26 protein-coding genes are annotated in these 26,008 nt (G+C 72.0%); 21 read left to right on the forward strand and 5 right to left on the reverse strand.

The genetic code is table 11. The annotated features are described in order from the left end of the window. Window positions 1-37: 37 nt before the first annotated feature. Both coaBC and metK read left to right on the forward strand, forming a co-directional pair. A complete protein-coding gene (coaBC, locus tag ACQHII_RS39115) occupies window positions 38-1,240 on the forward strand; it encodes a bifunctional phosphopantothenoylcysteine decarboxylase/phosphopantothenate--cysteine ligase CoaBC (protein WP_427923677.1) in 1,203 nt (400 codons plus the stop codon). A 239-nt stretch (window positions 1,241-1,479) separates the two neighbouring features. Continuing rightward, window positions 1,480-2,703, forward strand: coding sequence for a methionine adenosyltransferase (gene metK, locus ACQHII_RS39120; RefSeq protein WP_388105560.1), 1,224 nt, complete (start codon window positions 1,480-1,482; stop codon window positions 2,701-2,703). A gap of 72 nt (window positions 2,704-2,775) precedes the next feature. Here the strand turns inward: metK and ACQHII_RS39125 are convergent, their stop codons facing one another. Together ACQHII_RS39125 and ACQHII_RS39130 are read right to left on the reverse strand one after the other, a co-directional pair. After that, on the reverse strand, window positions 2,776-3,528 hold the full coding sequence (locus tag ACQHII_RS39125; protein WP_427923678.1) for an ABC transporter permease: 753 nt from the start codon (window positions 3,526-3,528) through the stop codon (window positions 2,776-2,778). Then, window positions 3,518-4,432 (reverse strand): ABC transporter ATP-binding protein, encoded by a 915-nt coding sequence (locus ACQHII_RS39130; protein WP_427923679.1) that lies wholly within the window; start codon window positions 4,430-4,432, stop codon window positions 3,518-3,520. The genes ACQHII_RS39125 and ACQHII_RS39130 overlap by 11 nt, the downstream gene beginning before the upstream one ends. Before the next feature lie 98 nt (window positions 4,433-4,530). Here ACQHII_RS39130 and ACQHII_RS39135 point away from each other — a divergent pair, with 98 nt between their 5' ends. Both ACQHII_RS39135 and ACQHII_RS39140 read left to right on the forward strand, forming a co-directional pair. Continuing rightward, window positions 4,531-5,031 carry a TetR/AcrR family transcriptional regulator gene (locus tag ACQHII_RS39135; RefSeq protein ID WP_427923680.1) on the forward strand — a complete coding sequence of 167 codons (501 nt, stop codon included), beginning with the start codon at window positions 4,531-4,533 and terminating at the stop codon, window positions 5,029-5,031. A gap of 83 nt (window positions 5,032-5,114) precedes the next feature. After that, window positions 5,115-7,262 carry a primosomal protein N' gene (locus ACQHII_RS39140; RefSeq protein WP_427923681.1) on the forward strand — a complete coding sequence of 716 codons (2,148 nt, stop codon included), beginning with the start codon at window positions 5,115-5,117 and terminating at the stop codon, window positions 7,260-7,262. A gap of 238 nt (window positions 7,263-7,500) precedes the next feature. Here the strand turns inward: ACQHII_RS39140 and ACQHII_RS39145 are convergent, their stop codons facing one another. Next, window positions 7,501-8,070: a hypothetical protein gene (locus tag ACQHII_RS39145; RefSeq protein ID WP_427923682.1), complete on the reverse strand. Its 570-nt coding sequence runs from the start codon at window positions 8,068-8,070 to the stop codon at window positions 7,501-7,503. A 266-nt stretch (window positions 8,071-8,336) separates the two neighbouring features. Between ACQHII_RS39145 and fmt the strand changes: the two genes are divergently transcribed. Both fmt and ACQHII_RS39155 read left to right on the forward strand, forming a co-directional pair. Next, window positions 8,337-9,272: a methionyl-tRNA formyltransferase gene (gene fmt, locus ACQHII_RS39150; RefSeq protein WP_427923683.1), complete on the forward strand. Its 936-nt coding sequence runs from the start codon at window positions 8,337-8,339 to the stop codon at window positions 9,270-9,272. 90 nt (window positions 9,273-9,362) lie between these two features. Beyond that, a complete protein-coding gene (locus ACQHII_RS39155; RefSeq protein WP_427923684.1) occupies window positions 9,363-10,781 on the forward strand; it encodes an RsmB/NOP family class I SAM-dependent RNA methyltransferase in 1,419 nt (472 codons plus the stop codon). 612 nt (window positions 10,782-11,393) lie between these two features. On the opposite strand, the gene ACQHII_RS39160 is transcribed toward ACQHII_RS39155, so the two are convergent. Then, window positions 11,394-12,560 carry an alpha-hydroxy-acid oxidizing protein gene (locus ACQHII_RS39160; protein WP_427923685.1) on the reverse strand — a complete coding sequence of 389 codons (1,167 nt, stop codon included), beginning with the start codon at window positions 12,558-12,560 and terminating at the stop codon, window positions 11,394-11,396. A gap of 148 nt (window positions 12,561-12,708) precedes the next feature. Here ACQHII_RS39160 and rpe point away from each other — a divergent pair, with 148 nt between their 5' ends. The 10 genes from rpe (at window position 12,709) to ACQHII_RS39210 (ending at window position 19,579) form a co-directional block, all read left to right on the forward strand. Beyond that, on the forward strand, window positions 12,709-13,395 hold the full coding sequence (gene rpe, locus ACQHII_RS39165) for a ribulose-phosphate 3-epimerase (RefSeq protein WP_359614082.1): 687 nt from the start codon (window positions 12,709-12,711) through the stop codon (window positions 13,393-13,395). A 78-nt stretch (window positions 13,396-13,473) separates the two neighbouring features. Beyond that, window positions 13,474-14,520 carry a sugar-binding transcriptional regulator gene (locus ACQHII_RS39170; protein ID WP_427923686.1) on the forward strand — a complete coding sequence of 349 codons (1,047 nt, stop codon included), beginning with the start codon at window positions 13,474-13,476 and terminating at the stop codon, window positions 14,518-14,520. Window positions 14,521-14,570: 50 nt separating this feature from the next. Further along, window positions 14,571-14,936: a ribonuclease domain-containing protein gene (locus ACQHII_RS39175; protein WP_427923687.1), complete on the forward strand. Its 366-nt coding sequence runs from the start codon at window positions 14,571-14,573 to the stop codon at window positions 14,934-14,936. Then, window positions 14,933-15,250: a barstar family protein gene (locus ACQHII_RS39180; protein WP_427923688.1), complete on the forward strand. Its 318-nt coding sequence runs from the start codon at window positions 14,933-14,935 to the stop codon at window positions 15,248-15,250. Before ACQHII_RS39175 ends, ACQHII_RS39180 begins: the two co-directional genes overlap by 4 nt. Window positions 15,251-15,285: 35 nt before the next feature. Next, a complete protein-coding gene (locus ACQHII_RS39185) occupies window positions 15,286-15,900 on the forward strand; it encodes a hypothetical protein (RefSeq protein ID WP_427923689.1) in 615 nt (204 codons plus the stop codon). A gap of 180 nt (window positions 15,901-16,080) precedes the next feature. Further along, window positions 16,081-17,523 (forward strand): GuaB1 family IMP dehydrogenase-related protein, encoded by a 1,443-nt coding sequence (locus ACQHII_RS39190; protein ID WP_427923690.1) that lies wholly within the window; start codon window positions 16,081-16,083, stop codon window positions 17,521-17,523. 87 nt (window positions 17,524-17,610) lie between these two features. Next, window positions 17,611-18,135: a GNAT family N-acetyltransferase gene (locus ACQHII_RS39195; RefSeq protein ID WP_427923691.1), complete on the forward strand. Its 525-nt coding sequence runs from the start codon at window positions 17,611-17,613 to the stop codon at window positions 18,133-18,135. Between the two features lie 15 nt (window positions 18,136-18,150). After that, entirely contained in the window at window positions 18,151-18,546 is a 396-nt protein-coding gene (locus tag ACQHII_RS39200) for a hypothetical protein (RefSeq protein WP_427923692.1), read from the forward strand. 115 nt (window positions 18,547-18,661) lie between these two features. After that, window positions 18,662-19,114, forward strand: coding sequence for an Lrp/AsnC family transcriptional regulator (locus ACQHII_RS39205; protein WP_262062324.1), 453 nt, complete (start codon window positions 18,662-18,664; stop codon window positions 19,112-19,114). 36 nt (window positions 19,115-19,150) lie between these two features. Continuing rightward, on the forward strand, window positions 19,151-19,579 hold the full coding sequence (locus ACQHII_RS39210) for a VOC family protein (protein ID WP_427923693.1): 429 nt from the start codon (window positions 19,151-19,153) through the stop codon (window positions 19,577-19,579). An 18-nt stretch (window positions 19,580-19,597) separates the two neighbouring features. On the opposite strand, the gene ACQHII_RS39215 is transcribed toward ACQHII_RS39210, so the two are convergent. Next, window positions 19,598-20,338 (reverse strand): GntR family transcriptional regulator, encoded by a 741-nt coding sequence (locus ACQHII_RS39215; RefSeq protein WP_427923694.1) that lies wholly within the window; start codon window positions 20,336-20,338, stop codon window positions 19,598-19,600. 211 nt (window positions 20,339-20,549) lie between these two features. Between ACQHII_RS39215 and ACQHII_RS39220 the strand changes: the two genes are divergently transcribed. From ACQHII_RS39220 to ACQHII_RS39240, 5 genes are read left to right on the forward strand one after another with little or no spacing between them, the layout of a single operon-like run. Beyond that, window positions 20,550-21,707, forward strand: coding sequence for an ABC transporter substrate-binding protein (locus ACQHII_RS39220; protein ID WP_427923695.1), 1,158 nt, complete (start codon window positions 20,550-20,552; stop codon window positions 21,705-21,707). Continuing rightward, a complete protein-coding gene (locus tag ACQHII_RS39225; RefSeq protein WP_427923696.1) occupies window positions 21,704-22,603 on the forward strand; it encodes an ABC transporter permease in 900 nt (299 codons plus the stop codon). Before ACQHII_RS39220 ends, ACQHII_RS39225 begins: the two co-directional genes overlap by 4 nt. Continuing rightward, complete coding sequence (locus tag ACQHII_RS39230; RefSeq protein WP_201054324.1) at window positions 22,588-23,406, forward strand: ABC transporter permease; 819 nt, start codon at window positions 22,588-22,590, stop codon at window positions 23,404-23,406. Before ACQHII_RS39225 ends, ACQHII_RS39230 begins: the two co-directional genes overlap by 16 nt. Window positions 23,407-23,409: 3 nt before the next feature. Continuing rightward, entirely contained in the window at window positions 23,410-24,489 is a 1,080-nt protein-coding gene (locus ACQHII_RS39235; RefSeq protein ID WP_427923697.1) for an ABC transporter ATP-binding protein, read from the forward strand. A gap of 42 nt (window positions 24,490-24,531) precedes the next feature. Beyond that, window positions 24,532-26,007, forward strand: coding sequence for an HAD-IA family hydrolase (locus ACQHII_RS39240; RefSeq protein WP_427923698.1), 1,476 nt, complete (start codon window positions 24,532-24,534; stop codon window positions 26,005-26,007). The last annotated feature ends 1 nt before the right edge of the window (window position 26,008 follow it).

Below are 26,008 nucleotides of genomic sequence, written 5' to 3' on the forward strand. Positions count from 1 at the left end.
GTCATGGGTACGTACGTTTCCGAACCCGGGGAGAGACGTGGACAAGCCGAAGGTCGTTCTGGGAGTCAGTGGTGGCATCGCCGCGTACAAGGCGTGCGAGCTGCTGCGCAGACTGACGGAGTCCGGGCACGAGGTCCGCGTCGTCCCCACCGCCTCCGCCCTGCACTTCGTCGGCGCCGCCACCTGGTCCGCGCTCTCCGGGCACCCCGTCTCGACCGAGGTGTGGGACGACGTCCACGAGGTCCCGCACGTGCGCATCGGCCAGAGCGCCGACCTCGTGGTCGTGGCGCCCGCCACCGCGGACACGCTGGCGAAGGCGGCCCACGGCCTCGCCGACGACCTCCTCACCAACACCCTCCTCACCGCCCGCTGTCCCGTCGTCTTCGCGCCCGCGATGCACACGGAGATGTGGGAACACCCGGCCACCCAGGAGAACGTGGCGACTCTGCGCCGCCGCGGCGCCGTGGTGATCGAACCCGCCGTCGGCCGGCTCACCGGCGTCGACACCGGCAAGGGCCGGCTGCCCGACCCCGTCGAGATCTTCGAGGTCTGCCGCCGGGTGCTCGCGCGGGGCGTCACCGGACCCGACCTCAAGGGCCGGCACGTCGTCGTCAGCGCCGGCGGCACCCGCGAGCCCCTCGACCCCGTCCGCTTCCTCGGCAACCGCTCCTCCGGCAAGCAGGGCTACGCCCTCGCCCGCACCGCCGCCGCCCGGGGCGCCCGGGTCACCCTGCTCGCGGCGAACACGGGACTGCCCGACCCGGCGGGCGTCGACGTCGTCCAGGTCGGGACCGCCGTACAACTGCGGGAGGCGGTGCTGAAGGCCGCTGCGGACGCGGACGCGGTCGTCATGGCCGCGGCGGTCGCGGACTTCCGTCCGGCCGAGTACGCGACCGGGAAGATCAAGAAGAAGGACGACAAGGACCCCGAGCCCGTCGTCCTGGTGCGGAATCCGGACATCCTCGCGGAGATCTCCGCCGACCGGGCCCGCCCCGGACAGGTCGTCGTCGGGTTCGCCGCCGAGACGGACGACGTCCTCGCCAACGGCCGTACCAAACTGGTGCGCAAGGGCTGCGATTTGCTGGTGGTGAACGAGGTGGGGGAGCGCAAGACCTTCGGTTCCGAGGAGAACGAGGCGGTCGTGCTGGGTGCCGACGGCAGCGAGACCGCAGTGCCCCACGGCCCCAAGGAAGCCCTGGCCGAGACCGTGTGGGACCTGGTCGCACAGCGTCTTGCCTGATTTGTTTCAGCCTTCTGACAGTTCGCTGAAACCTGACATTCGCGCGTGGCGGCTCTGGCCAACGGCACTCGGCATTCGGCAAAATGCGCGTGCCGCAGGTCACAGCGCTTCCCGAGAGTCGAGACGGGGGGACCGTCTGTCGACCGCGACCGATAAACTGTTCTCGGACGACGTCGGGCGCAGCTCCCGTCCCGTCCGCCAATGATCAGCCAGCAGCCGCTGCAACCTCAGGGAGCGTTGTGTCCCGTCGTCTTTTCACCTCGGAGTCCGTGACCGAAGGTCACCCCGACAAGATCGCTGACCAGATCAGCGACACCATTCTCGATGCGCTTCTGCGGGAGGACCCGACCTCCCGGGTCGCCGTCGAGACGCTGATCACGACCGGCCTGGTGCACGTGGCCGGCGAGGTCACCACCAAGACGTACGCGCCCATCGCGCAACTCGTCCGCGACAAGATCCTGGAGATCGGCTACGACTCCTCGAAGAAGGGCTTCGACGGCGCCTCCTGTGGCGTCTCGGTGTCCATCGGCGCGCAGTCCCCGGACATCGCGCAGGGTGTCGACACGGCGTACGAGAAGCGGGTCGAGGGTGCCGCCGCAGGTGACGAAGGGGACGAGCTCGACAAGCAGGGCGCGGGCGACCAGGGCCTGATGTTCGGCTACGCGACGGACGAGACGCCGACGCTGATGCCGCTCCCGATCTTCCTGGCGCACCGCCTCGCCAAGCGCCTCTCCGAGGTCCGCAAGAACGGGACCATCCCGTACCTGCGCCCCGACGGCAAGACCCAGGTCACCATCGAGTACGACGGCGACAAGGCCGTCCGCCTCGACACGGTCGTCGTCTCCTCGCAGCACGCCTCCGACATCGACCTGGAGTCGCTGCTCGCCCCCGACATCCGCGAGTTCGTGGTCGAGGCCGAGCTGAAGGCGCTCCTGGACGAGGGCATCAAGCTCGACACGGACGGCTACCGCCTGCTCGTGAACCCCACCGGCCGCTTCGAGATCGGCGGCCCGATGGGCGACGCCGGTCTGACCGGCCGCAAGATCATCATCGACACGTACGGCGGCATGGCCCGCCACGGCGGCGGCGCGTTCTCCGGCAAGGACCCGTCCAAGGTCGACCGCTCCGCCGCGTACGCGATGCGCTGGGTCGCGAAGAACGTCGTGGCCGCGGGCCTCGCCTCGCGCTGCGAGGTCCAGGTCGCGTACGCGATCGGCAAGGCCGAGCCCGTGGGCCTCTTCGTCGAGACCTTCGGCACCGCCAAGGTCGACACCGACCGGATCGAGAAGGCGATCGACGAGGTCTTCGACCTCCGCCCGGCCGCCATCATCCGCGACCTCGACCTGCTCCGCCCGATCTACGCCCAGACCGCCGCGTACGGCCACTTCGGCCGCGAGATCCCCGACTTCACGTGGGAGCGCACGGACCGCGTGGACGCGCTGCGGAAGGCCGCGGGGCTGTAACCCCGAGATTGCCGTCGCGAGGCCCGGTTTCCCTTTGGGGGAGCCGGGCCTCGGCGTTTCCCGACGACGGGGTCAGCGGCGGATCCCGCGCGCGGCCACCAGGAGCGCCGCCGCCGTGATGGCCGCGATGACCGCCGCCGCGTGCGCGTAGGCCCGGGGGGCGTCGGTTACGGCTGCCTGGAAGCCGTGGAGGGCCCAGTAGCCCGGGGTCGCGGGGGCCACTGCGGAGACCCAGTGGGGGAGGACGGTGAGGGGGACCAGGCAGCCGCTGAGGCAGGTGATGGTGAGGGCGCCGATGTCGGAGGCGGCGGCCAACTGGCCCTGGCTGCGGGCGTGGACGCCGAGTGCGAGGCCGCAGGAGGTGACGCAGGCCGCCCAGAGGAGGGCCAGGAGCGGTAGGCGCCAGGTGCCGGCCGTGAGGGGGAAGCCGAAGGTCGCGGTCGCGAAGAGGAAGAGCGCGGCCTGTTGGATCAGGAACAGCGCCATCAGTGGCAGGGCCTTGCCGGTCAGGATTGTTGTGGGGGTCGCGGGGCTTGAGCGCAGGCGGTCCCAGGTGTTCCAGGTGCGTTCGGAGAGCAGGAGTTGGCCGGCCACGTCCAGGGCGAGCAGGGTGAACATCACCGCGATGCCGGGAGCGGCCTGTACGACGCCCCGTGTGCCGGGGGTGGCCAGGCGGTCGTAGACCGGGTGGAGCACGCTCAGGAGGACCAGGGACATGACCGTGTAGGCGAGCGGGGTTCCCGGGTCCCGGACCAGTAGGACGAGGGTGTGGCGGGTCATGGCCCAGGTGCGGCGGGCCGTGGTGGGGGCGGGTTCAGGCCGCATGGTGGGTCTCCGTGGGGAGTCGGTCGGCGGCCAGGCTTCGGTAGAGGTCGTCGAGTGAGGGTTCGCGGACCGCTGCCGAGCGGACCCGGGTGGTGTCGGGGCCCAGGTCCCGGAGGAGTCCGGCCAGGGCCCGGGCCGGGTCCGCGGTGCTGAAACGCAGTTCCCCGGGGGCGGTTGAGGTCTGGGTGAGGTGTTCGGGTACGGGGCCGGTGAACGTCACGGTGACCTCGCCGGGCAGGCCGTCCAGGAGGTCGGCGCGGTCGCCGCGGGCGATCACCCGGCCGGCCGCGGCCACCGCGAGCGTGGCGCCCAGGTCCTCCAACTCCGGCAGGTAGTGCGTGGTGTAGCAGATGGCGGCGCCTTCCTCGGCGCGGGCCCTGACGAGCCGTAGCAGCGCTTCGCGGGTGGTGGGGTCGGCGCCGACTGTGGGTTCGTCGAGGAGCAGGACGCGGGGGCGGGGCAGCAGGACGGTGGCCGCCTGGGCGCGGCGCTGCTGGCCGCCGGAGAGCGTCGCGATGGGGCGGTCGAGTACGTCGGTGAGGGCCAACTCCTCTGCTACGGCGGCCAGTTCGGTGCGCAGTTCGGTGCGGCGCAGGCCGGCCAGGCCGCCGTAGAGGCGGAGGTTCTGGCGCAGGGTGGCGGTGGGGTAGAGGGCCAGTTCCTGGGGTGCCAGGCCGATCAGGCTTCGGGTGGTACGTGGGGCCGTGGCGAGGTCTGTTCCCGCTACGAGGACCGTCCCCGCGTCGGGGCGTTCCAGGCCGGCGACGACGCGGGCGAAGGTCGTTTTGCCCGCGCCGTTGTGGCCGATCAGGCCGCAGATCTCGCCGGGCTCGATGTGCAGGTCGAAGCCGTCCAGGGCCTGGACGGGACCCCACCGTTTGCGTAGGCCGCTGACGGTCAGCATGGCCACTCCCTCGATATATACAACGTATACGTATACTGTGTATACGTAGCTTCGAGGGAGGATGTCAAGTGACGCCACGGCGGATCAGTCGTGATCAAGTGCTCGACGTGACATGGGAGTTGGCGACCCGGAAGGGGCTGCCGGCCGTCACCATGCGGGCCGTCGCGCAGGAACTCGACGTGAACCCGATGACCCTCTACCGGCACGTCGGCGACAAACAGGGACTCCTCGACGGCCTGGTCGAGCGGCTGCTGCTGGAGATCGAGGTGCCCGGTCCCGGACTCGACTGGCGCGAGCAGCTGAGGCTGCTCGGCCGCAGCATGCGGGCCACGGCCCGGCGCCACCCCGACCTGTTCCTGCTCCTCTTCCAGCGGCCGGCCGTGACCCCGGCCGCGGTCGGGCCGCGCAACGCGGTCTACGGCGCCCTGCGCGCCGCCGGTCTCCAGGAGGAGCGGATTCCGCGGGCCGAGCGGCTGTTGTCGACGTTCATGCTCGGGTTCGCCGCCTCGGAGGCGGGTGGGCGGTTCCGGGACAGCGATCCCGACGAGGACATGGCCTACGCGGAACGTCTCGTCGTGCGGCTGCTCGCCGAGGCCTGACCGAGGTCCGGCCGAGGTGTGCAGGACCGGGCGTGGTCGGCGGTCGGCGGCCGTTGTCAGTCGCGTTTGGTAAGAATGCAGGCGTGAGCAGCGCGGACGGGGAACGGGACGGCGGGGCGGAGGGTGCGCCGCCCGAGCAGCTTGCCTTGATTCGGGAGAGTGTGCGGCAGGCGAAGGTGCCGAGGGCGAAGCCCCGGACGTGGCGGGGCGCCGAGCTGGCCGGGGAGTTGCCCGTCGCGCGGGTGCTGGTCGACAAGGGGGTGCTGCATCTCGACCGGTACTTCGACTACGCCGTGCCCGCGGAGCTCGACGCCGACGCGCAGCCCGGGGTGCGGGTGCGGGTGCGGTTCGGGGCCGGGCGGCACCGGGTGCGGGACGGGCGGCGAGAGGGCGGCGGGCTGATCGACGGGTTCCTCGTCGAGCGATTGGCCGAGTCCGACTACTCCGGGCCGCTCGCCGCGCTGGCTCAGGTGGTGTCGCCCGAGCCGGTGCTGAGTGAGGAGTTGCTCGGACTCGCGCGGGCCGTCGCCGACCGGTACGCGGGGAGTCTCGCCGATGTGCTGCAACTGGCCGTGCCGCCGCGCAGCGCCCGTGCCGAGCAGAAGCCGTCGCCCGCGCCGTTGCCGCCGCCGGGAGTTCCGGATGCGGGGTCCTGGGGGCGGTACGAGCGGGGGACCGGGTTTCTGGAGGCGCTGGCGGCAGGGGGCGCGCCGCGCGCTGTGTGGAACGCGCTGCCGGGGCCCGAGTGGAGCGACGAGATCGCGCGCGCCGTCGCCGCGACGCTCGCCTCGGGGCGCGGGGCGCTCGTCGTCGTACCGGACGGGCGGGCCGCCGGGCGGGTCGACGCCGCGTTGACGGCACTGCTGGGTGAGGGGCGGCATGCGCTGCTCACCGCCGATGCCGGGCCCGAGAAGCGGTACCGGCAGTGGCTGGCCGTGCGGCGGGGGGCCGTACGGGCCGTCGTCGGGACGCGGGCCGCCATGTTCGCGCCGGTTCAGGACCTGGGGCTCGTCGTGATCTGGGACGACGGGGACGACAGCCACAGCGAGCTGCACGCGCCGCAGCCGCATGCGAGGGAGGTGCTGCTGCTGCGTGCGGCGCTGGACAAGTGCGGGTTCCTGCTGGGGAGTTGGAGCTGCACGGTGGAGGCGGCGCAGCTGGTGGAGAGTGGGTGGGCGCGGCCGTTGGTCGCCTCGCGCGACCAGGTGCGGATGGCCGCACCGCTCGTACGGACCGTGGGGGACGGGGACCTCGCGCGGGACGAGGCCGCGCGCGCCGCCCGGTTGCCGACGCTGGCCTGGCAGGCGGTGCGGGAGGGGTTGAAGCACGGGCCGGTGCTGGTGCAGGTGCCCCGGCGGGGGTATGTGCCGCGGATGGCGTGCGCGCAGTGTCGGGCCGCGGCGCGCTGTCGGCACTGCGCCGGGCCGTTGGAGGCGCAGGACGCGGGCGTGCTGCGGTGCGGGTGGTGCGGGGTCGAGGAGACCTCCTGGCACTGTCCCGAGTGCGGGGGGTTCCGGTTGCGGGCCCAGGTCGTGGGGGCGCGGCGGACCGCGGAGGAGTTGGGGCGGGCGTTTCCCGCGGTGCCGGTGCGGACGTCCGGGCGGGAGCAGGTGCTCGACACCGTGCCGGGAACTCCCGCGCTGGTCGTGAGTACGCCGGGGGCCGAGCCGGTTGCCGAGGGCGGGTACGCGGCGGCGCTGCTGCTGGACGGGTGGGCGATGCTCGGGCGGCCCGATCTGCGGGCCGGGGAGGACGCGTTGCGGCGGTGGATCGCGGCGGGTTCGCTGGTGCGGCCGCAGGGGGTCGGGGGGACCGTGGTTGTCGTGGCCGAGCCCACCTTGCGGCCTGTGCAGGCGTTGGTGCGGTGGGATCCCGTGGGGCATGCGGTGCGGGAGCTGGCCGAGCGGGCGGAGCTGGGGTTTCCGCCGGTGTCGCGGATGGCTGCGGTGGCCGGGGCGGGGGAGGCTGTGGCGGAGTTTCTCGCGGCTGTCGAACTGCCGCCGGATGCCGAGGTGTTGGGGCCGGTGCCGGTGCCGGTTGTATTGGCCGGGGGGCCTCGGCGGGTGGGGGGGCCGGCTGTGGGGGAGCGGTGGGAGCGGGCGTTGATTCGGGTGCGGCCGGGGAGTGGGGGAGCGTTGGCCGCGGCGCTGAAGGGGGCGCAGGCGGCTCGGATGGCTCGGGGTGGGGGGGATGTGGTGCGGGTGCGGGTTGATCCGCCGGACATCGGGTGAGGGGCCTCGGCCTTCGGCCTCGGATTCTTCTCCCACCCGCGCACCGCCCGTTTACGGTCGGTTGAGAGGTCGGCGTTTCCTGTGGGGGGTCCCCGCCGTTGGCGGCCAGCGGTTGGCGACTGGCGTTTGCGGTCGGTCGAGAGGCAGGCGGTCGGCCGTCCGTGGGTCTGGGCCCCGGTATACAGCTGCCTCCCGGGTGTGGTCCGGGAGGCAGACGAGGTGCGTTGAGGGAGGGGACTCAGCCGTTGCGCGGGCCCGGGAAGGCTGTTGGCCTGGCCTCGTCTCGGAGGGTGGGGCTGCCTGCTGTGGGCTGGGTCGGCATGGAGCGGGCGGCGGGGACCGTCGGGAGCGGGGGCATCGGGGGCATCTGAGGCATCTGAGGAAGGCCCGTGTTCGCCGTGACCGGGCGGGCCGTCGCTGCCTCGGTCGTGCGTTCGGCGTCGGCCGCCGCCTGGGTCGCGGCGCGGCGGGCGCCGTAGCGGCGGTGTACCGCCTGCTTGGTGACTCCGAGGGCCGAGCCCACCGCGTCCCACGAGAAACCGAGCGAGCGGTCGAAGTCCACGGCGGCCGTGACCAGGGTCTCGACACTGTCCCGCAGCTCCTGCGCGAGACGGACCGTCGGGGCGGGAGCGCGCCCGTAGACGACGAAGCCCGTGGACGGGCCGGAGCGGCGCGGGCGGTAGACGTTGCCCAGCTGGGCGGTGAGCGTGCGCAGTGCGTCCACCTGCCGGCGGACCCGCTCGATGTCCCGCACCAGCAAGTGCAGGCTGGCCCGAGCCTGGGCGTCGTGGGTTGCGTGGTCGGCCATGAACAAGCCTCTCGAACCGGCGTTGAAAAGGATCGGGCCGCGTGAATGCGGCCCATAGTGGTCAACTCTTTCTTGACCAACGCGTGCGCGCTCCGCTGGTCACGCAACGGGGGCGTAAGGGCATATGCGTACGCCCCCGGTGGGCCGGTGTGCGCTGCGGGCGTCCGTGCGTCCTCCGGGCGTCCTCCGACGTGGGCCCCTGGGCCCGCGCGCCATAGACTGGTGCGCTGCCCGCACACTCCCGCCCGAGAGGCCCGAACGCACCCATGAAGCTCGTCTTCGCCGGTACCCCCGAGGTCGCCGTTCCCGCACTGGACGCCCTGATCGCCTCCGGGCGGCACGAGGTGGCCGCCGTCGTCACGCGGCCCGACGCGCCGGCCGGGCGTGGGCGCAGGCTGGTGGCGAGTCCCGTCGCCGAGCGGGCCGAGGAGGCGGGCATCGAGGTGCTGAAGCCCGTCAAGCCGCGCGACCCGGAGTTCCTGGAGCGGCTGCGGGAGATCGCGCCCGACTGCTGTCCCGTCGTTGCTTACGGCGCCCTGCTGCCCCGCGTCGCCCTCGACATCCCGGCCCACGGGTGGGTCAACCTGCACTTCTCGCTGCTGCCCGCCTGGCGCGGCGCCGCCCCCGTGCAGCACTCCATCATGTCCGGCGACGAGATCACCGGCGCGTCCACCTTCCTGATCGAGGAGGGACTCGACTCCGGGCCCGTCTACGGCACCGTGACCGAGGAGATCCGCCCCACCGACACCAGCGGCGACCTGCTGACCCGGCTCGCGTTCGCCGGCTCGGGCCTGCTCGCGGCGACCATGGACGGGATCGAGGACGGGACGTTGAAAGCCGTACCGCAGCCTGGCGACGGCATCACCCTCGCTCCGAAGATCAACGTCGAGGACGCCCAGGTGGAGTGGACGGCCCCCGGCCTGCGGGTGGACCGGGTGGTGCGCGGGTGCACCCCGGCGCCCGGCGCCTGGACCGGGTTCCGGGGCGAGCGGCTGAAGATCGTGCAGGCCGTGCCCGTGCCGGAGCGGACCGATCTCGCGCCCGGTGAGCTCTCCGTCGGCAAGAACAACGTGTACGTGGGCACAGGGTCGTACGCCGTCGAGCTGCTGTGGGTGCAGGCGCAGGGCAAGAAGCCGATGCGGGCGGCGGACTGGGCGCGCGGGGCGCGGATCGGGGCGGGGGAGACGGTCGGGACCCTCTGAACTCCCGGGGCGTGACGTCCCGCGCGCGGTCGGGCCGGTGCGACGTAGGCTGGACGCACATCTCGGCCAGAAATCCGGAGCACCTTTTTCGTGAGTGAGCAGTCCCCGCGACCCCGTAAGCCCGGCAAGCCCTACCGCCGGCCGCAGAAGGACCCCGTCCGCATCCTCGCCTTCGAGGCGCTGAGGGCCGTCGACGAGCGGGACGCGTACGCCAACCTCGTGCTGCCGCCGCTGCTGCGGAAGGCGCGCGACAAGGGCGACTTCGACGCGCGGGACGCGGCGCTGGCCACCGAGTTGGTCTACGGGACGCTGCGCAGGCAGGGGACGTACGACGCGATCATCGCCTCGTGCGTCGACCGGCCGCTGCGCGAGGTCGACCCGCCGGTGCTGGACGTACTGAGCCTTGGGGTGCACCAGCTGCTCGGGACGCGGATCCCGATCCATGCCGCCGTGTCCGCCTCCGTCGAACTCGCCCGGGTCGTCCTCGGCGACGGGCGGGCCAAGTTCGTCAACGCCGTGCTGCGGAAGGTCGCGCAGGACGACTTCGACACGTGGGTCGAGCGGGTCGCGCCGCCCTACGACGACGATCCCGAGGACAACCTCGCCATCGTGCACTCGCATCCGCGCTGGGTCGTCTCGGCGCTGTGGGACTCGCTCGGCGGTCCGCGCGCCGGGATCGAGGACCTGCTGGAGGCCGACAACGAGCGGCCCGAGGTGACCCTCGTGGCCCGCCCCGGCCGGTCCACCACCGACGAGCTGCTGCGCGAGGAGGCCGCGCTGCCGGGGCGCTGGTCGCCGTACGCCGTGCGGCTCAGCGAGGGCGGCGAGCCCGGGGCCGTGACGGCCGTGAAGGAGGGCCGGGCGGGGGTGCAGGACGAGGGCAGTCAGCTGGTCGCCCTCGCGCTGGCCAACGCGCCGCTCGACGGGCCGGACAAGACCTGGCTCGACGGGTGCGCGGGGCCCGGCGGCAAGGCCGCGCTGCTCGCCGCTGTCGCCGCCGAGCGCGGGGCGACGCTCCTCGCCTCCGAGAAGCAGCCGCACCGCGCGGGCCTGGTGGCGAAGGCGCTCGCCGGGAACCCCGGCCCGTACCAGGTCATCGCCGCCGACGGGACCCGGCCGCCGTGGCGGCCCGACAGCTTCGACCGCGTCCTGATGGACGTCCCCTGCACCGGCCTGGGCGCGCTCCGCCGCCGCCCCGAGGCCCGCTGGCGCCGCCGCCCCGAGGACCTCGACGGCTTCGCGCCCCTCCAGCGCGGGCTCCTGCGCACCGCCCTGGAATCCGTCCGCGTCGGCGGCGTCGTCGGCTACGCGACCTGTTCCCCGCATCTCGCCGAGACGCGCGCCGTCGTCGACGACCTCCTCAAGCAGTTCCCGCACACCGAACTGATCGACGCCCGCCCGCTCCTGCCGGGCGTCCCGGCCCTCGGCGACGGTCCCGACGTACAGCTGTGGCCGCATCTGCACGGGACCGACGCGATGTATCTGGCGCTGATCCGCAGGACCGGTTGACGGGCGGGGCGCGAGGCGCCGTCATCTGCAGGACGGGGCCACGCGCGGGCCGCCGAATGCGCTGATCCGCAGGACCAGTTGGCGCGCGCCGGTCGTGGGGCGTGTTCGTCGGCTGGACGGGCTTGCGTGCGGGTCGCGGAACACGCCGATCCGGAGGGCTGCTCATCCGCCGGCCACCGGTGCGTTCATGTGCGGGGCCGACTGCCGCGCGAGTCGCGGAACGCGTTCGTCCGTATCGCCGGGTGACACACCGGTCGCGGGGTGCGTGGATCTGCCGGATCGGCTCCCGCGCGGGCCGCGAGGCGCGCTCATCCACGGCACCGGCTCACCTTCACTCACCGGTCACCGGTCACCGGTCCGTCCATCCGCTGGGCCGGCTGGCGCGCGGGCCGCTGAACGCGCTCATCCATAGGACCGGCCGGTGGGCGGGCGCAGGCCCCGTCATCTGTAGGACCGACCCTCGCGCGGACCGCTGAACGCGCCGATCCGCAGGACCAGCTCCCGCGCAGGCTGCGGAACGCGCCGATCCGCAGCCCCGACCCACCCACCGATCCCTGAACTCGCCCATCCCCAGACCCAGTTGACGCATGTCATGTCGCGTCATGTCATGCGTCAGACAACGCGCTGAAGCGCCTCCCCCGTCAAATCCGCCAGTGTCGGATACCCGTCCACCGCCATGATCAGGTCGGTCTCCGCCAGGAGGGAGCGGAGGACGTGGACGATGCCGTCCGTGCCGCCGAGGGCGAGGCCGTAGGCGTAGGGGCGGCCGATGCCGACTGCGGTGGCGCCCAGGGCGATCGCCTTGACGATGTCGGCGCCTGAGCGGATGCCGGAGTCGAAGAGGACCGGGAGGCCGTCCGCCGCCTCGACGACGGCGGGAAGCGAGTCGAGGGCGGGGAGGCCGCCGTTGGCCTGGCGGCCGCCGTGGTTGGAGCAGTAGACGGCGTCGACGCCGCCGTCCTTGGCCCGGCGGACGTCCTCGGGGTGGCAGATGCCCTTGACGATCAGGGGGAGGTCCGTGAGGGAGCGCAGCCAGGGGAGGTCGTCCCAGGTGAGGGGGTTGCCGAAGAGCTGGGTCCAGAGGAGGACCGCGGACTGGGGGTCCTCCTCCGGGGTGCGGGTCAGGCGGGACCTGAAGACCGGGTCGCTCGTGTAGTTGGCCAGGCAATGGCCGCGTAGTTGGGGGAAGTTGGCGGTGGAGAGGTCGCGGGGGCGCCAGCCGGTGATCCAGGTGTCCAGGGTGACCACGATGCCCTTGTAGCCGGCCTGTTCGGCGCGGTGGACGAGGCTCGCGGCGAGGTCCTTGTCGGTGGGGGTGTAGAGCTGGAAGAGGCCTGGAGTGTCGCCGAACTCGGCGGCCACCTCCTCCAGCGGGTCGACCGCGAGCGTGGAGGCGACCATCGGCACGCCGGTGCGGGCCGCGGCCCGGGCGGTCGCCAGGTCGCCGTGTCCGTCCTGGGCGCACAGGCCGATGACGCCGATCGGTGCCATGAAGACCGGGGAGGGCAGCTTCAGCCCGAACAGGTCGACGGACAGGTCGCGTTGGGCCGCGCCGACGAACATCCGGGGGACGAGGCCCCAGTGGTCGAAGGCGGTCACGTTGGCGCGCTGGGTGCGTTCGTCGCCGGCGCCGCCCGCGACGTAGGACCAGACGGAGGGCGGGAGTGCCGCGCTCGCCCGCTCCTCCAGTTCCGCGAAAGCCATGGGGTAGGACGGCAGGACGCCGCCGAGCCCGTTGAAGTAGATCTCGTTCTGATAGGAGCCGAACGGCTGTCCCATGCCATCTCCCTCTTCGCTCAGAGAGGGATTCTCGCAGTGGGCGCGGCGGCCCCGTACCCCGCACCCTGCCTCGTCCCCACCCCGCACCCGCCCCGGTCCGCCACCGGCCGATGCCGCTAACCCCCGCGGGACATGGCAGGCTTGGGGCATGGCCGTGCAGATCAACCCCAGCATCCTGTCCGCCGACTTCGCCCGCCTCGCCGAGGAGGCCAAGGCGGTCGAGGGCGCCGACTGGCTCCACGTCGACGTCATGGACAACCACTTCGTCCCGAACCTCACGCTCGGTGTGCCGGTCGTAGAGTCGCTGGCCCGGGCGACGGACACCCCGCTGGACTGCCATCTGATGATCGAGGACGCCGATCGCTGGGCCCCCCAGTACGTCGAGGCGGGTGCCTCCTCCGTCACCTTCCACGTCGAGGCGGCCGCGGCCCCGGTGCGGCTCGCCCGCGAGATTCGGGCCAAGGGCGCCCGCGCCTCCATGGCACTCAAGCCGGCGACGCCCATCGAGCCGTACGAGGACCTGCTGCCCGAGCTGGACATGCTGCTGATCATGACCGTGGAGCCGGGCTTCGGTGGCCAGTCGTTCCTCGACATCATGCTGCCGAAGATCCGCCGTACCCGTGAGCTGATCAGGAAGCACGGGCTGGAGCTGTGGCTCCAGGTCGACGGAGGAGTTTCGGCCTCGACGATCGAGCGCTGCGCGGAGGCCGGAGCCGATGTGTTCGTCGCCGGTTCGGCGGTCTACGGGGCATCCGACCCGGCAGCGGCGGTACGTGCATTGCGCACACAGGCCGAAGGGGTCGTGAGCAAGGCATCCTGGGCGTGCGACCACTGAGCGGCAGGTATGTGAACGGCGGCCATCAAGGCTGATCAACAGCGCCGGATCTGCAAGGATGAACGGCGAATCCAGAGTGTGAACAGCAGTGAGGAGATCGCCGTGTCGGGTATGTCGGCGGGCCGGTCAGCCATGCGGATGGGACCCGCAGAGCTGGTGCAGGCGGCGGCCATGGCCCGCCGCTTCTACCTTGAGGGCAAGTCCAAGATCCAGATCGCGGAGGAGTTCGGCGTCAGCCGCTTCAAGGTGGCCCGGGTCCTGGAGACCGCTCTCGAACGGGATCTCGTACGCATCGAGATCCGAGTACCGGCCGAACTGGACGCGGAGCGCTCGGACGCGCTGCGCGCACGGTACGGCCTCAGGCACGCCGTCGTGGTCGAGTCCCCGGCCGAGGTCAGCGACGAGTCGCCCGACCCCGAGAACCTCGGGGAGGTCGCGGCCGACCTGCTCGGCGAACTGGTCAACGAGGGCGATGTGCTCGGCCTCGCCTGGGGCCGGTCCACCATCCACATGGCCGCGGCCCTCGACCGGCTGCCGCCCTGCACGGTGGTCCAGCTGACGGGTGTGTACGACGCCGGGACCGCCGAGCGCGGCTCGGTCGAGGCGGTACGGCGCGCCGCGCAGGTGTCGGGCGGCGACGCCCACCCCATCTACGCGCCGATGCTGCTCCCGGACGCGGCCACCGCGGAGGCGCTGCGCCACCAGACGGGGATCGCCCGGGCCTTCGAGTACTTCGACAAGGTCACCGTCGCCTGTGTCTCCATCGGCTCCTGGGAGTCGGGCATCTCGACGGTGTACGACATGCTCAGCGACGAGGAGCGGGCGCACTACTCGTCCCTCGGTGTCGCCGCCGAGACCTCCGCGCACCTCTTCGACGCCGAGGGCCGCCGGGTCGGCCGGGACCTGGGCGAGCGGTGCATCACCGTCAAGGCGGACCAGCTGCGCCGTATCCCCGAGGTCGTCGCGATCGCGGGCGGGCAGCGGAAGGCGGCGGCGATCGACGCGGTGCTGCGGTCCGGGCTCGTCACCAGCCTGGTGACGGACACCGCTGCCGCGGACTACCTGATGACGGCCGGGGCGACACCGAAGTCGGCGCTCGCCCGGACGGACCCCGACGGGATCTGACGGGCCCTGACAGCGACTCTTAGAGGGACGACCGTGGCAGCATCGGGCGCATGCTGCTGCGGTTCGTCTCCCGGGTCTTTCTCGTCTGTCTGGCCGTGCTGCTTCCGGTCGGTTGTTCGTCCACGGCCACCACTGGCGGCACGGGGACCGTCAAGGTCTCCCAACTCCCCGCCGAGGCACGGCAGACCATCACCCTCATCGACCGGGGCGGCCCCTTCCCGTACGCCAAGGACGGGGTCGTCTTCGGGAACTACGAGAAGCTGCTGCCGGCGCAGAAGCGCGGTTACTACCACGAGTACACCGTCCGGACGCCGGGCTCGCGCGATCGCGGGGCCCGGCGCATTGTCACCGGGCAGGGCGGCGAGATCTACTACACCGATGATCACTACAAGTCGTTCAGGACGGTACTGAGATGACGCAGCTCGCGGTCACTCTCGACCTCGACGGGGTCACGGACAAGGCCGGCCTGATGGACGGCGCGGCTCGCGCCCTCCGGCTCCCCGACTGGTTCGGCCGAAACTGGGACGCCCTCGCCGACAGCCTCGGCGACCACACCGTGTGGCCCGAAGAGGCCGTGGAGCAGGGCCTGTTGGTCGTCGTACGGAACTGGCGGGAGTACGCGAAGGCACGGCCGGAGGAGTGGGAGACGGCGGTCGACGTCTTCGGCGACGCGGTCGACCGGACGCCGAACCTGTCCGTGGTGCTCGCGCTGGGCGGAGCCGGGCGCTAGGCCGATTGTCCGAGGCGGCTGGCAGAGTGGTCGGTATGGAGCAACAGGAGCAGCGCACGTCGGTGCGTCTCGTGGTCGTGGATCCGGATCTCGACGCGCAGTGCGACCGGGTCGAGGAACACCTGCTGGCGCCGCTGGCCGAGTCCGCGCGGGGAGCCGGTGGGCACGCGCTTTTCGCGGACGGGCTCGTGGTCTTCCGGCGGGTGCGGGAGACGCTGGCCGAGGCGGTGGCGCGCGGCCCCAAGGTGTGGACGCCGAACGGCCGTTGGGAGCACGAGGGCCTGCGCATCGTCGAACTGCCCACCGGCGACACGGACTTGCTGTACGCGCTGCTGCGCGAGCTGTCCGGGCTCCTGGTGGCGCCGCCGGACCTGCCCGACCCCTCGGGCGTCGTGGCCGCGGTCCGCGGCACCGTCCTGACCCCCGAGAAGACCGCCGTCGGCCTGGTCGGCGCGCTGGCCCGGGTGCTGTCCCTGGTGGACCTCACCCCCGACGCCGACACGGCCACCCTCTTCGCGGCGATCGAGGCGGCCGACGGCGAGGAGGACGTGAGACTCAGCTACGGGCAGGACGAGGCGTGGCAGCGGCTCGCCCACCGGCTCACGATGCTGCTCACCGAGTCGGCTCCGCTGCACCGGTTCCTGTACTGATCCCTCGTCCCGGCGGGATGCCGCAGGTCTCCGTTGGACGTTCCTCCAGAGACCCCCGTGACCTGCCTGGACGATGATCCGAGGCATGGCATTCGCCCCGACATGGGACAATGAAGTACGTGCTCTTCCCCCTGGCTGACCTGTCCGGGGGTCACCTCGATCGACTGGGATGTGCAGCACGTGCGTTTCCTCAATGACATCCAGCCCCCGTACGACCTGACGTACGACGACGTCTTCATGGTGCCGAGCCGCAGCGCGGTCGGCTCGCGGCAGGGGGTGGACCTCAGCTCCCCGGACGGCACGGGCACGACGATCCCGCTGGTCGTCGCCAACATGACGGCCATCGCGGGCCGGCGGATGGCCGAGACCGTGGCCCGGCGCGGCGGACTCGTGGTCATCCCGCAGGACATCCCGATCGAGGTCGTCACCGACGTCGTGTCCTGGGTGAAGAGCCGCCACCTCGTCCTGGACACCCCGATCCGGCTGGCCCCGCACCAGACCGTCGCCGACGCGCTGGCCCTGCTGCCCAAGCGCGCGCACAACGCCGGTGTCGTCGTGGACGAGGACCAGCGCCCGGTCGGTGTCGTCACCGACGCGGACCTGAACGGCGTGGACCGCTTCACGCAGCTCGCCGAGGTCATGTCCCGGGACCTGCTGCTGCTCGACGCGGACATCGACCCGCGCGAGGCGTTCAACCGGCTGGACGGCGCCAACCGCCGCTACGCGCCCGCCGTCGACAAGGACGGCCGGCTCGCCGGCATCCTCACCCGCAAGGGCGCCCTGCGCGCCACGCTGTACTCGCCGGCCGTGGACGCGGACGGCAAGCTGCGGATCGCCGCCGCCGTCGGCATCAACGGCGACTTCGTGCAGAAGGCCAAGCAGCTGCTGGACGCGGGCGTCGACACGCTCGTCATCGACACGGCGCACGGCCACCAGGAGTCGATGATCAGCGCGATCCGGCAGGTGCGGGCCCTCGATCCGCAGGTGCCGATCGTGGCCGGCAACATCGTCGCCGCCGAGGGCGTCAAGGACCTGATCGAGGCGGGCGCCGACATCATCAAGGTCGGCGTCGGCCCCGGCGCGATGTGCACCACCCGCATGATGACCGGCGTCGGCCGGCCGCAGTTCTCGGCCGTCAAGGAGTGCGCCGCCGAGGCGAAGAAGTACGGCAAGCACGTGTGGGCGGACGGTGGTGTCCGCCACCCGCGCGATGTCGCCATGGCGCTCGCGGCCGGTGCGTCGAACGTGATGATCGGCTCGTGGTTCGCGGGCACGTACGAGTCCCCGGGCGATCTCCAGCAGGATGCCAACGGGCGCCTCTACAAGGAGTCGTTCGGCATGGCGTCCGCGCGCGCGGTCCGCAACCGCACGTCCGACGAGTCGGCCTACGACCGCGCCCGCAAGGCGCTGTTCGAGGAGGGCATCTCCACCTCCCGCATGTTCCTCGACCCGGCCCGCCCGGGCGTCGAGGACCTGATCGACTCGATCATCGCGGGCGTCCGCTCCTCCTGCACCTACGCCGGGGCCGCCTCCCTGGAGGAGTTCGCCGAGCGTGCCGTCGTCGGCATCCAGAGCGCGGCCGGCTACGCGGAGGGCAAGCCCCTGCACGCCAGCTGGAGCTGACCAACTCCCTTCCCTACGGCCCCTGTTGTCCCGTCGCGCGGGATATTCGGGGGCCGTCGGCGTGCTCGGGCGGCTACCGTCGGACGTATGGAGATCGCCCTGTGCACGGCCGCCGACGTGGCGCCGCTCGACGAGTTCATCGGCTCGCCGGGGGCCGCCTCGAGTCATGCCCGGCGGTTCGCACGGCAGCAGGCGGGCGGGGGCAGCTATCTCGTCGCCTGGATCGACGGCCGGCCCGTCGGGCACGCGGAGGTGATCTGGGACGGCTGCGCGGCGCCCGAGGTGCGGGCGGCGCTGCCCGGCTGCCCGGAGCTCAACGGCCTCGCCGTCTGGCCCCCGCGACTGCGCTCGCGGGGCATCGGCGGCGCGCTGATCCGGCGCGCCGAGGAACTGGCCCGGGAGCGCGGCCGTACGGTCCTCGGTCTCGGGGTCGCGGCCGACAACCCGCGGGCCGCCGCCCTCTACGCGCGGCTCGGCTACCGGCCCCTGACCGACTACGTGGACCGCTGGTCGTACGAGGACCGTGACGGGGCGGTCCGTGAATGCGCGGACCCCTGCACCTTCCTCACCAAGGAGCTGCCGTCAGGCCCTCTTGACGTCAAGCAGCCTTGACGCAACGCTGAAGCCATGACCACACCCCAGAGCATCGAACCCGAGCACACCCTCCTCACCGCCGTCGCCCGGCTCGACGACCTCCGTACCCGCGAGTCCCTCGCCGGCTTCGGCAGCGACGCCGAGGCGCTCGACAGGGCCGAGACGCTGGAACTGCTCGCCCTGAGCGAGGTAGTCGCCCGCAAGGCCTCCTACGGCCGTCAGCTCACCGTCCGCGCGGCCCGCGAGGCCGGTGCCTCCTGGACGCAGATCGGGGCCGCGCTCGGCATGAGCAAGCAGGCGGCGTGGGAGGCGCACATGCGCTGGATCGACGGGCAGGTGGAGGTGCACGGACAGCCCGGGCGGATCGGGTTCGACGAGGCGGACCTGGCCGAGGCGCGGGCTCTCGCGGGGGACCCGGACGAGGGCTGAACCGGGCGTTCGGCATCGCTGTCGGGCTCATGTTCTACTTCGTATACGGCCGTCGCCGCTCCCGACCGCCACCACCCGTACCACCCGCGCCACCCCGAGAAGTGATCGATCCCCCGTGCTGAACGAACTCGACGAACGCATCGTGCACGCCCTCGCCGAGGACGCCCGCCGCTCCTTCGCGGACATCGGGCACCTGGTCGGCCTCTCCGCGCCCGCCGTGAAGCGGCGCGTGGACCGGCTGCGGGCCACCGGCGCCATCACCGGCTTCACCGTGCGCGTGGACCCGGCGGCGCTCGGCTGGCAGACCGAGGGGTTCGTCGAGATCTACTGCCGGCACAACACCTCCCCGGACACCATCCGACGGGGCCTGGAGCGCTACCAGGAGGTGGTCGCCGCGTCCACGGTCACCGGCGACGCCGACGCGGTCGTGCAGGTCTTCGCCGCCGACATGCGCCACTTCGAGCGGGTGCTGGAGCGCATCGCGGGGGAACCGTTCGTGGAGCGGACGAAGTCCGTGCTGGTGCTGTCCCCGCTGCTGCGCCGCTTCTCGTCCGGTTCGCCCACGTAGGGGCGACTGTCAGTGCCGGGTCGTACGGTCGGGGGCATGGCAGCACGAATCGATCTCACCCTCGACTGCGACGACGCCCCGCTCCTCGCCGCGTTCTGGAAGACGGCCCTCGGCTACGTCGACGAGCCACCGCCCGCTCCCTTCGCCACGCGCGCCGAGTGGATCGCGCACTACGACCCGGAGGACGACGGGGGCGAGGACGACGGTGCGTGGCTGTGCGACCCCGACGGTGTCGGTCCGCGCCTGTCCATCCTCAAGGTCCCCGAGCCCAAGACCGCCAAGAACCGGCTCCATCTCGACATCCGGGTCCCGGTGCGGGGCGGCCCGGAGGAGAGATGGGCCGCGATCAGAGCCGAGGCCGGACGGCTGGTGGACGCGGGCGGCCGGGTGCTCACCGAGGTCGACGGACACCATGTGGTGATGGCCGACCCGGAGGGCAACGAGTTCTGCGTGGCGGCCGGTTGAGCCTCCGGGCCCCGGGGACTACTCCGCCGTCTTGCGGGCCAGCGCGTTGTTCCCTATCGAGTTGTGCACGCTGAAGCTCACCGCGTCCGAGCGGTAGCGGTCGTCGGACCACTCGACGGGGCGTCCCTCGCGGGTGGTGGTGACCCGGCGGACCCGCAGCAGCGGGCTGGTCCGGCGGATGCCCAGCAGCTCCGCGTCCTGCGCGCCGGCCGCCACCGCGTCGATGACGTGCTCGCCGTAGGCGAAGACCAACCCCGTGTCGTCGTACAGGCGTTGAGTCACTGACGGGCAGTCGGGTTCGATCACCTCGACGGCCGGGGAGATCCAGTCGGCGTACACGGTCCGCTCCAGGAGAACCGGCTCGCCGTCCAGGCCGCGCACCCGCAGGACGTGCAACACCCGGGTCTTCTCCGGAAGTTGGAGGCGTACGGCGTCCTCGGCCGTGGCCGGGCGGTACTCCTGCTCGACCACGTGCCCGGTCGCCTCGCGCTCCATCGCGCGCGCCCACTCGGCGAAGCTGCGCAGCTCGGCGAAGCTCTGGCTGCGGCGGCTGGCCAGCACCATCCGGCGGGCCCCCTGGCGGGAGCCGATCAGCCCCTCGGCGGTGAGGGCGGCGACGGCCTGGCGGACCGTGCCGCGCGAGACGCCGTACTGCGCCGCGAGCTCCGTCTCCGCGGGCAGCCGGCTGCCGACTGTGTACTCCTCGCGGTCGATGGCTTTCCGCAGCTCGTCGGCGATCTCCTCGTGTCGCGCCGTCATGCTTCCCCTCTGAGTCGGCCACTGTGCACAGCGTGAGCAGCGTAGTCGAGTTCCCTCGGCGATCCGTGTCGGCCAGGAGTGTGCAGAGAAGAAGGGGTCACGGTTTCGCCAATGTTTACGAACAAGACACCATTGCCGGGCGTACTGAGGCCAACTTGTTCAGACAAGTTCTCCGCTCTGCTCAACCCTCGTGCGCACCCCTGGAGAGACCGTGACCGTGTCCCCGCCGAGAAACGCCGTCCTGGGTGGTTCCCTCGCCGTTGTCGCCGCGCTGGCCCTCAGCGCCTGCGGTGCCGCCCCCGACAACTCGTCGTCCACCGCCGACGGCAAGAACGCCGCCACCGCCACCTCCGCCGCCGACTTCGGCGGGATGGACGCCCTGGTGAAGGCCGCCAAGAAGGAGGGCACGCTGCACATCATCGCGGTGCCCCGTGACTGGGCCAACTACGGCGCCATCATCGACGGCTTCAAGAAGAAGTACGGCATCAAGATCACGGACGAGAACCCGGACGGCTCCAGCCAGGACGAGATCAACGCCGTGACCTCCCGCAAGGGCCAGGACCGCGCGCCCGACGTCCTCGACCTCGGTTCCTCCTTCGCGCTCAGCGCCGCCCAGCAGGGGCTGCTCGCGCCGTACAAGGTCGCCTCCTTCGACCAGATCCCCGAGGGCCAGAAGGACCCGAAGGGGCAGTGGTTCAACGACTACGGCGGCTACATCTCCATCGGCTGCGACGCCAAGCGCGTCAAGACCTGTCCGACCACCTTCGCGGACCTGCTCAAGCCGCAGTACAAGGGCCAGGTCGCCCTCAACGGCAACCCCACCAAGTCGGGTTCGGCCTTCGGCGGCGTCTACGCGGCGGCGCTCGCCAACAAGGGCTCCTTCGACGACATCCAGCCCGGCCTGGACTTCTTCGCCAAGCTGAAGAAGAACGGCAACTACACGCCCGTCGAGTCCACCCCGGCCACCGTCGAGAAGGGCGAGACGCCCATCTCCATCGACTGGGACTACCTCAACGCCGGTTACGCCGACGAGTTCAAGTCCAAGGGCGTCGACTGGAAGGTCTCCATCCCGACCGACGGCCAGTACGCGCAGTACTACTCGCAGGCCATCAACAAGGACGCCCCACACCCGGCGGCCGCCCGCCTGTGGCAGGAGTACCTGTACAGCGCCGAGGGCCAGAACCTGTGGCTCAAGGGGTACGCGCGTCCGGTCCTGATGACCTCCATGGAGTCGGCCGGCACGCTCGACAAGACCGCCGCCGCCAAGCTCCCGCAGGTCAGCGGCACGCCGTCCTTCCCGACCGAGGCCCAGCAGGCCAAGGCCAAGACCGTCATCGCGTCCGGCTGGGCGAAGGCCGTCTCCGGATGACGGCCACGCTCACGCGGGCCGACGTCGGCGCCGCCGCTTCTGTGAAGCGGCGGCGCCGCGTCCCCGGCTGGATCGCCGTTCTCCCGCTGCTCGTGTTCGTCGCGGTCGCCTTCGGGGTGCCCGCCATCGCGATGCTCAACGGCGCCTTCACCGTCAAGAACCAGACGACTGGCGCCACTTCGTACAGCACCGCCAACCTGACCGACTCGCTCCAGGGCGCCTACTTCACCGCACTGGTCGGCAGCGTCAAGCTGTCCGCCCTCTCGGCCGCCCTCGGCACCCTGCTCGGTCTCCCGCTCGCGCAGGTCGTCGTCACCTCCCGCTTCCGCGCGCTGCGCGAGGCCGTCCTCACCGCGTCCGGCGTCCTCGCCAACTTCGGCGGTGTCCCCCTCGCCTTCGCGTTCGTCGCCACCCTCGGCAACGCCGGTGTGCTGACCACCCATCTGGGCCTCAAGGACAAGGGCTGGGACCTCTACAGCTTCTCGGGTCTCGTCCTCGTCTACCTGTACTTCCTCATCCCGCTGATGGTCCTCACCATCACCCCCGCCCTGGAGGGCTTGCGCACCCAGTGGCGCGAGGCCGCCGCGAACAACGGCGCCACCGGCGTGCAGTACTGGCGGCACGTGGCCCTGCCGGTGCTGCTGCCCTCGCTGCTCGGCGGATTCGTCCTCCTCTTCGGTAGCGCCTTCGCCGCGTACGCCACCGCCGCCGCCATGGTGGGCAGTTCGATCCCGCTGGTCACCCTCCAGATCGCCGACGCCATCTCCGGCAACGTCCTGGTCGGCCAGGAGAACGTGGCCCTCGCCCTCAGCCTCGACATGGTCCTGGTCGCGGGCCTGGTCATGGCCGTGTACCTGCCCCTGCAACGACGGAGCGCGCGATGGCTGGACGCCTGAACATCTGGCGGTGGGTCGTCCTCGGCCTCGCCGCCCTGTACTTCCTGGTGCCGCTCGCCGCGTCGGTGATCTTCACGGTCGACGTGCCGGGGGAGGGCGTCACCTTCGACGCCTACACCCAGATCGTCTCCGCCGACGGCTTCACCTCCAGCCTGGTCCTCTCGCTGGAACTCGCCGCCGCCACCATCGCCGTCGTCCTGCTCCTGATGGTCCCGGCCATGGTCGCGCTACGGCTCGGCGCGCCCCGGCTGCGCCCGGTGGTCGAGGTGATCTGCTCGCTGCCGCTGGTGGTCCCGCCGATCGCGTTCGTCGCCGGTATCGCCACGGTCCTGAAGTGGGGCCCGGACTACCTGTCCCGCACCCCGCTGTTCGAGACCTTCGTCGCCATCCAGAACCCGAGCTTCCCCTTCGTCCTCGTCCTCGCCTACGTCGTGATGGCGCTGCCGTTCGTGTACCGGGCACTGGACTCGGGGCTGCGCGCGATCGACGTGAAGACGCTCGTCGAGGCCGCCCGCAGCTGCGGCGCGGGCTGGCCGCAGGCCCTCGTGCGGGCCGTACTGCCCAACCTGCGCGGGGCGTTGCTCAACGCGTCCTTCCTCACGCTGGCGCTGGTGCTCGGCGAGTTCACCGTGGCCCAGCTGCTGGGCTTCCAGCCCTTCGCCGTGTGGATCTACAGCGTCGGCGGGTCCAACGCCCAGCTCTCCGTCGCCGTCTCCGTGCTCAGCCTGGTCGTCACCTGGGCACTCCTCCTCACGCTCGCCGGTGTCGGCGGGCGCGACAAAACCGCCAAGTCCCGGGGATGAACCATGACCGCCACCACGCTTGAGAAGACGTCGACGGAGAACGCCGCCACCGTCGAATTCCAGTCCCTGCGCCGGGAGTTCGGTCCGACGATCGCCCTCGACGGACTCGACCTGACCGTCCGCCCCGGCGAGTTCCTGGCCCTGCTCGGCCCCTCCGGCTGCGGCAAGACCACCGCCCTGCGCATGCTCGCCGGCTTCGAACACCCCACCTCCGGCGCGGTGTTGGTCGACGGCAAGGACGTCACCGACGTGCCCGCGCACCGCCGCGACGCCGGGATGGTCTTCCAGTCGTACAGCCTCTTCCCGCATCTCAACGCACTCGACAACGTCGCCTTCGGACTGCGTATGCGCAAGGTGCGCACGGCCGAACGACGGTCCCGCGCGGGCGAGTTGCTCGATCTTGTCGGGCTCGGCGACAAGGGCGAGCGCTTCCCGCACCAGCTCTCCGGCGGCCAGCAGCAGCGCATCGCGCTGGCCCGCGCGCTCGCCCTGCGCCCGCGCGTGCTGCTCCTGGACGAGCCGCTGTCGGCGCTCGACGCCAAGGTGCGGCTGTCCCTGCGCGAGGAGATCCGCCGCCTCCAGCAGGAACTCGGCATCACCACCCTCTTCGTGACGCACGACCAGGAAGAGGCCCTGTCCATCGCGGACCGGGTCGCCGTGATGCGTGCCGGAAAGCTCGAACAGTGCGCCGCCCCGGCCGAGTTGTACGGCCGGCCCACGACCGCGTTCGTCGCCGAGTTCGTCGGCACGATGAGCCGGCTTCCGGGGCGCCTCACGGACGGCACTGTGGAGGTGCTCGGCCAGCGGCTGCCGGTCGACGGCGAGGCACCGGCAGGACCCGAAGTCGACGTGCTCGTACGGCCCGAGGCGATCCACGTGAACGCCGACGATGCCGGAGACGCGCGTGTCGTCGGTACCGCCTTCCTCGGCGCGGTCGTTCGCGTCAGCGTTCGGCTCGGCGACGGAACCGAGGTCAAGGCCGACCTGCCCACGCACGAGGCCACCGCGCTGGGCGCCGGAGTCGCCGTCACGGTGTCACTGCCGGAACGGCCGGTACTCGTGGCGGAACGCATCAACCCGTAGGGCCATAGTTGCCCCGTAGTACCCGTACCGAAAGAGAGAAACGTGACCCCCCACACCCAACTCCCGCTCCAGGCCGTCCTGTTTGACATGGACGGAACGCTCGTCGACACCGAGCGGCTGTGGTGTGAGGCGGTGGAGCAGGTCGCGGGCAGAACCCTCACCGACGCGGACCAGTCGGAGGTGCTCGGCCGCCCGGTCGAGCACACCGCCGACTGGCTCGCCACCACCACGGGCGCGTCGGCGACGGACCTCGCGGCCGAACTGCACCGGGAGTTCGCCGCCCGCGTCCGCACCGGCATCGTGCCCCGCCCCGGCGCGCTCGACCTCCTCGACGCCCTCGCCCGCGACGGCGTCCCCACGGCCCTGGTCACCGCGTCCCCCCGCGCGGTCGCCGACACCGTCCTGGACGCCCTCGGCGCGAGCCGCTTCGCGGTCTCCGTCACCGCCGACGACACCGGGCCCACCAAGCCCGCCCCCGATCCCTACCTCGCCGCCTGCCGCGCCCTCGGCGTCGACCCGGCGGCCTGTGTGGCCGTCGAGGACACCCAGACCGGCGTCAGCTCCGCCGAGGCGGCCGGCTGCGCGGTCCTCGCCGTACCGTCGCTGGCCCCGATCGACTCGGCCCCCGGCCGGACGGTACGGGCGAGCCTGGCCGGCATCACCCCGGCAGACCTGCGCGCGATGGTGACACCGGGCACGGCCCGCGAACTACGCGTGTTGACCTGGAACCTCTGGCTCGGCGGCAGCAAGGTCGACGACCACCGCACCAAGCAGCTCAAGGTCATCGCGGAGACCGGCGCGGACGTGGTCGGCCTCCAGGAGACCGGCGGCACCGCGGCCGGGGAACTGGCCGATGCGCTCGGCTGGCACCACCACCGCGCCGGCGAGAACCTCGGCGTGATCAGCCGCCACCCGATCACCGCCCGCTTCGGCGACCCGGACGTCGGCTTCTACGGAGCCGCCGGGGTCCGGATCGCCGTAGCCGAGGGCCGTCAGATCGACCTGTGGACCTGCCACCTCGACTACACGCCCTACGGCCCCTACGAATCCGCCTTCGACGGACTCCCGGCCGCCGAGCTGATCGCCCACGAGGACGTACGGCTCGCCCAGATGCGGGACACCCTCGACCGGATCGCGGACGCGGCCGAGGACGCCGTACCGGTCGTCCTGGTCGGCGACTTCAACAGCCCCTCGCACCTGGACTGGCCGGACGTCGAGTGGCCGGTCACCAAGGCGGCGGCGGACGCGGGCCTGCGCGACAGCTACCGGGAGGCCCACCCGGACCCGGCCGCCGACCCCGGCCACACCTGGTCGCCGGTCCACCCCCTGCACGAGGACGGCAGCGGGCGCCCCGAACCCCAGGACCGCATCGACTACGTCCTGCACCGGGGCCTGACCGTGCTCGACTCCCGCACCTTCGTCACCGGCACGCCCAGCCCCTGGCCCGACGTCGCCGCCAACTGCTGGCCCTCGGACCACGCGGCCGTCCTCACGGTCTTCGCCGTGCCCAACTCGTAGG

Source organism: Streptomyces sp. cg40, assembly GCF_050320165.1.
Classification (GTDB): Bacteria; Actinomycetota; Actinomycetes; order Streptomycetales; family Streptomycetaceae; genus Streptomyces; species Streptomyces hokutonensis.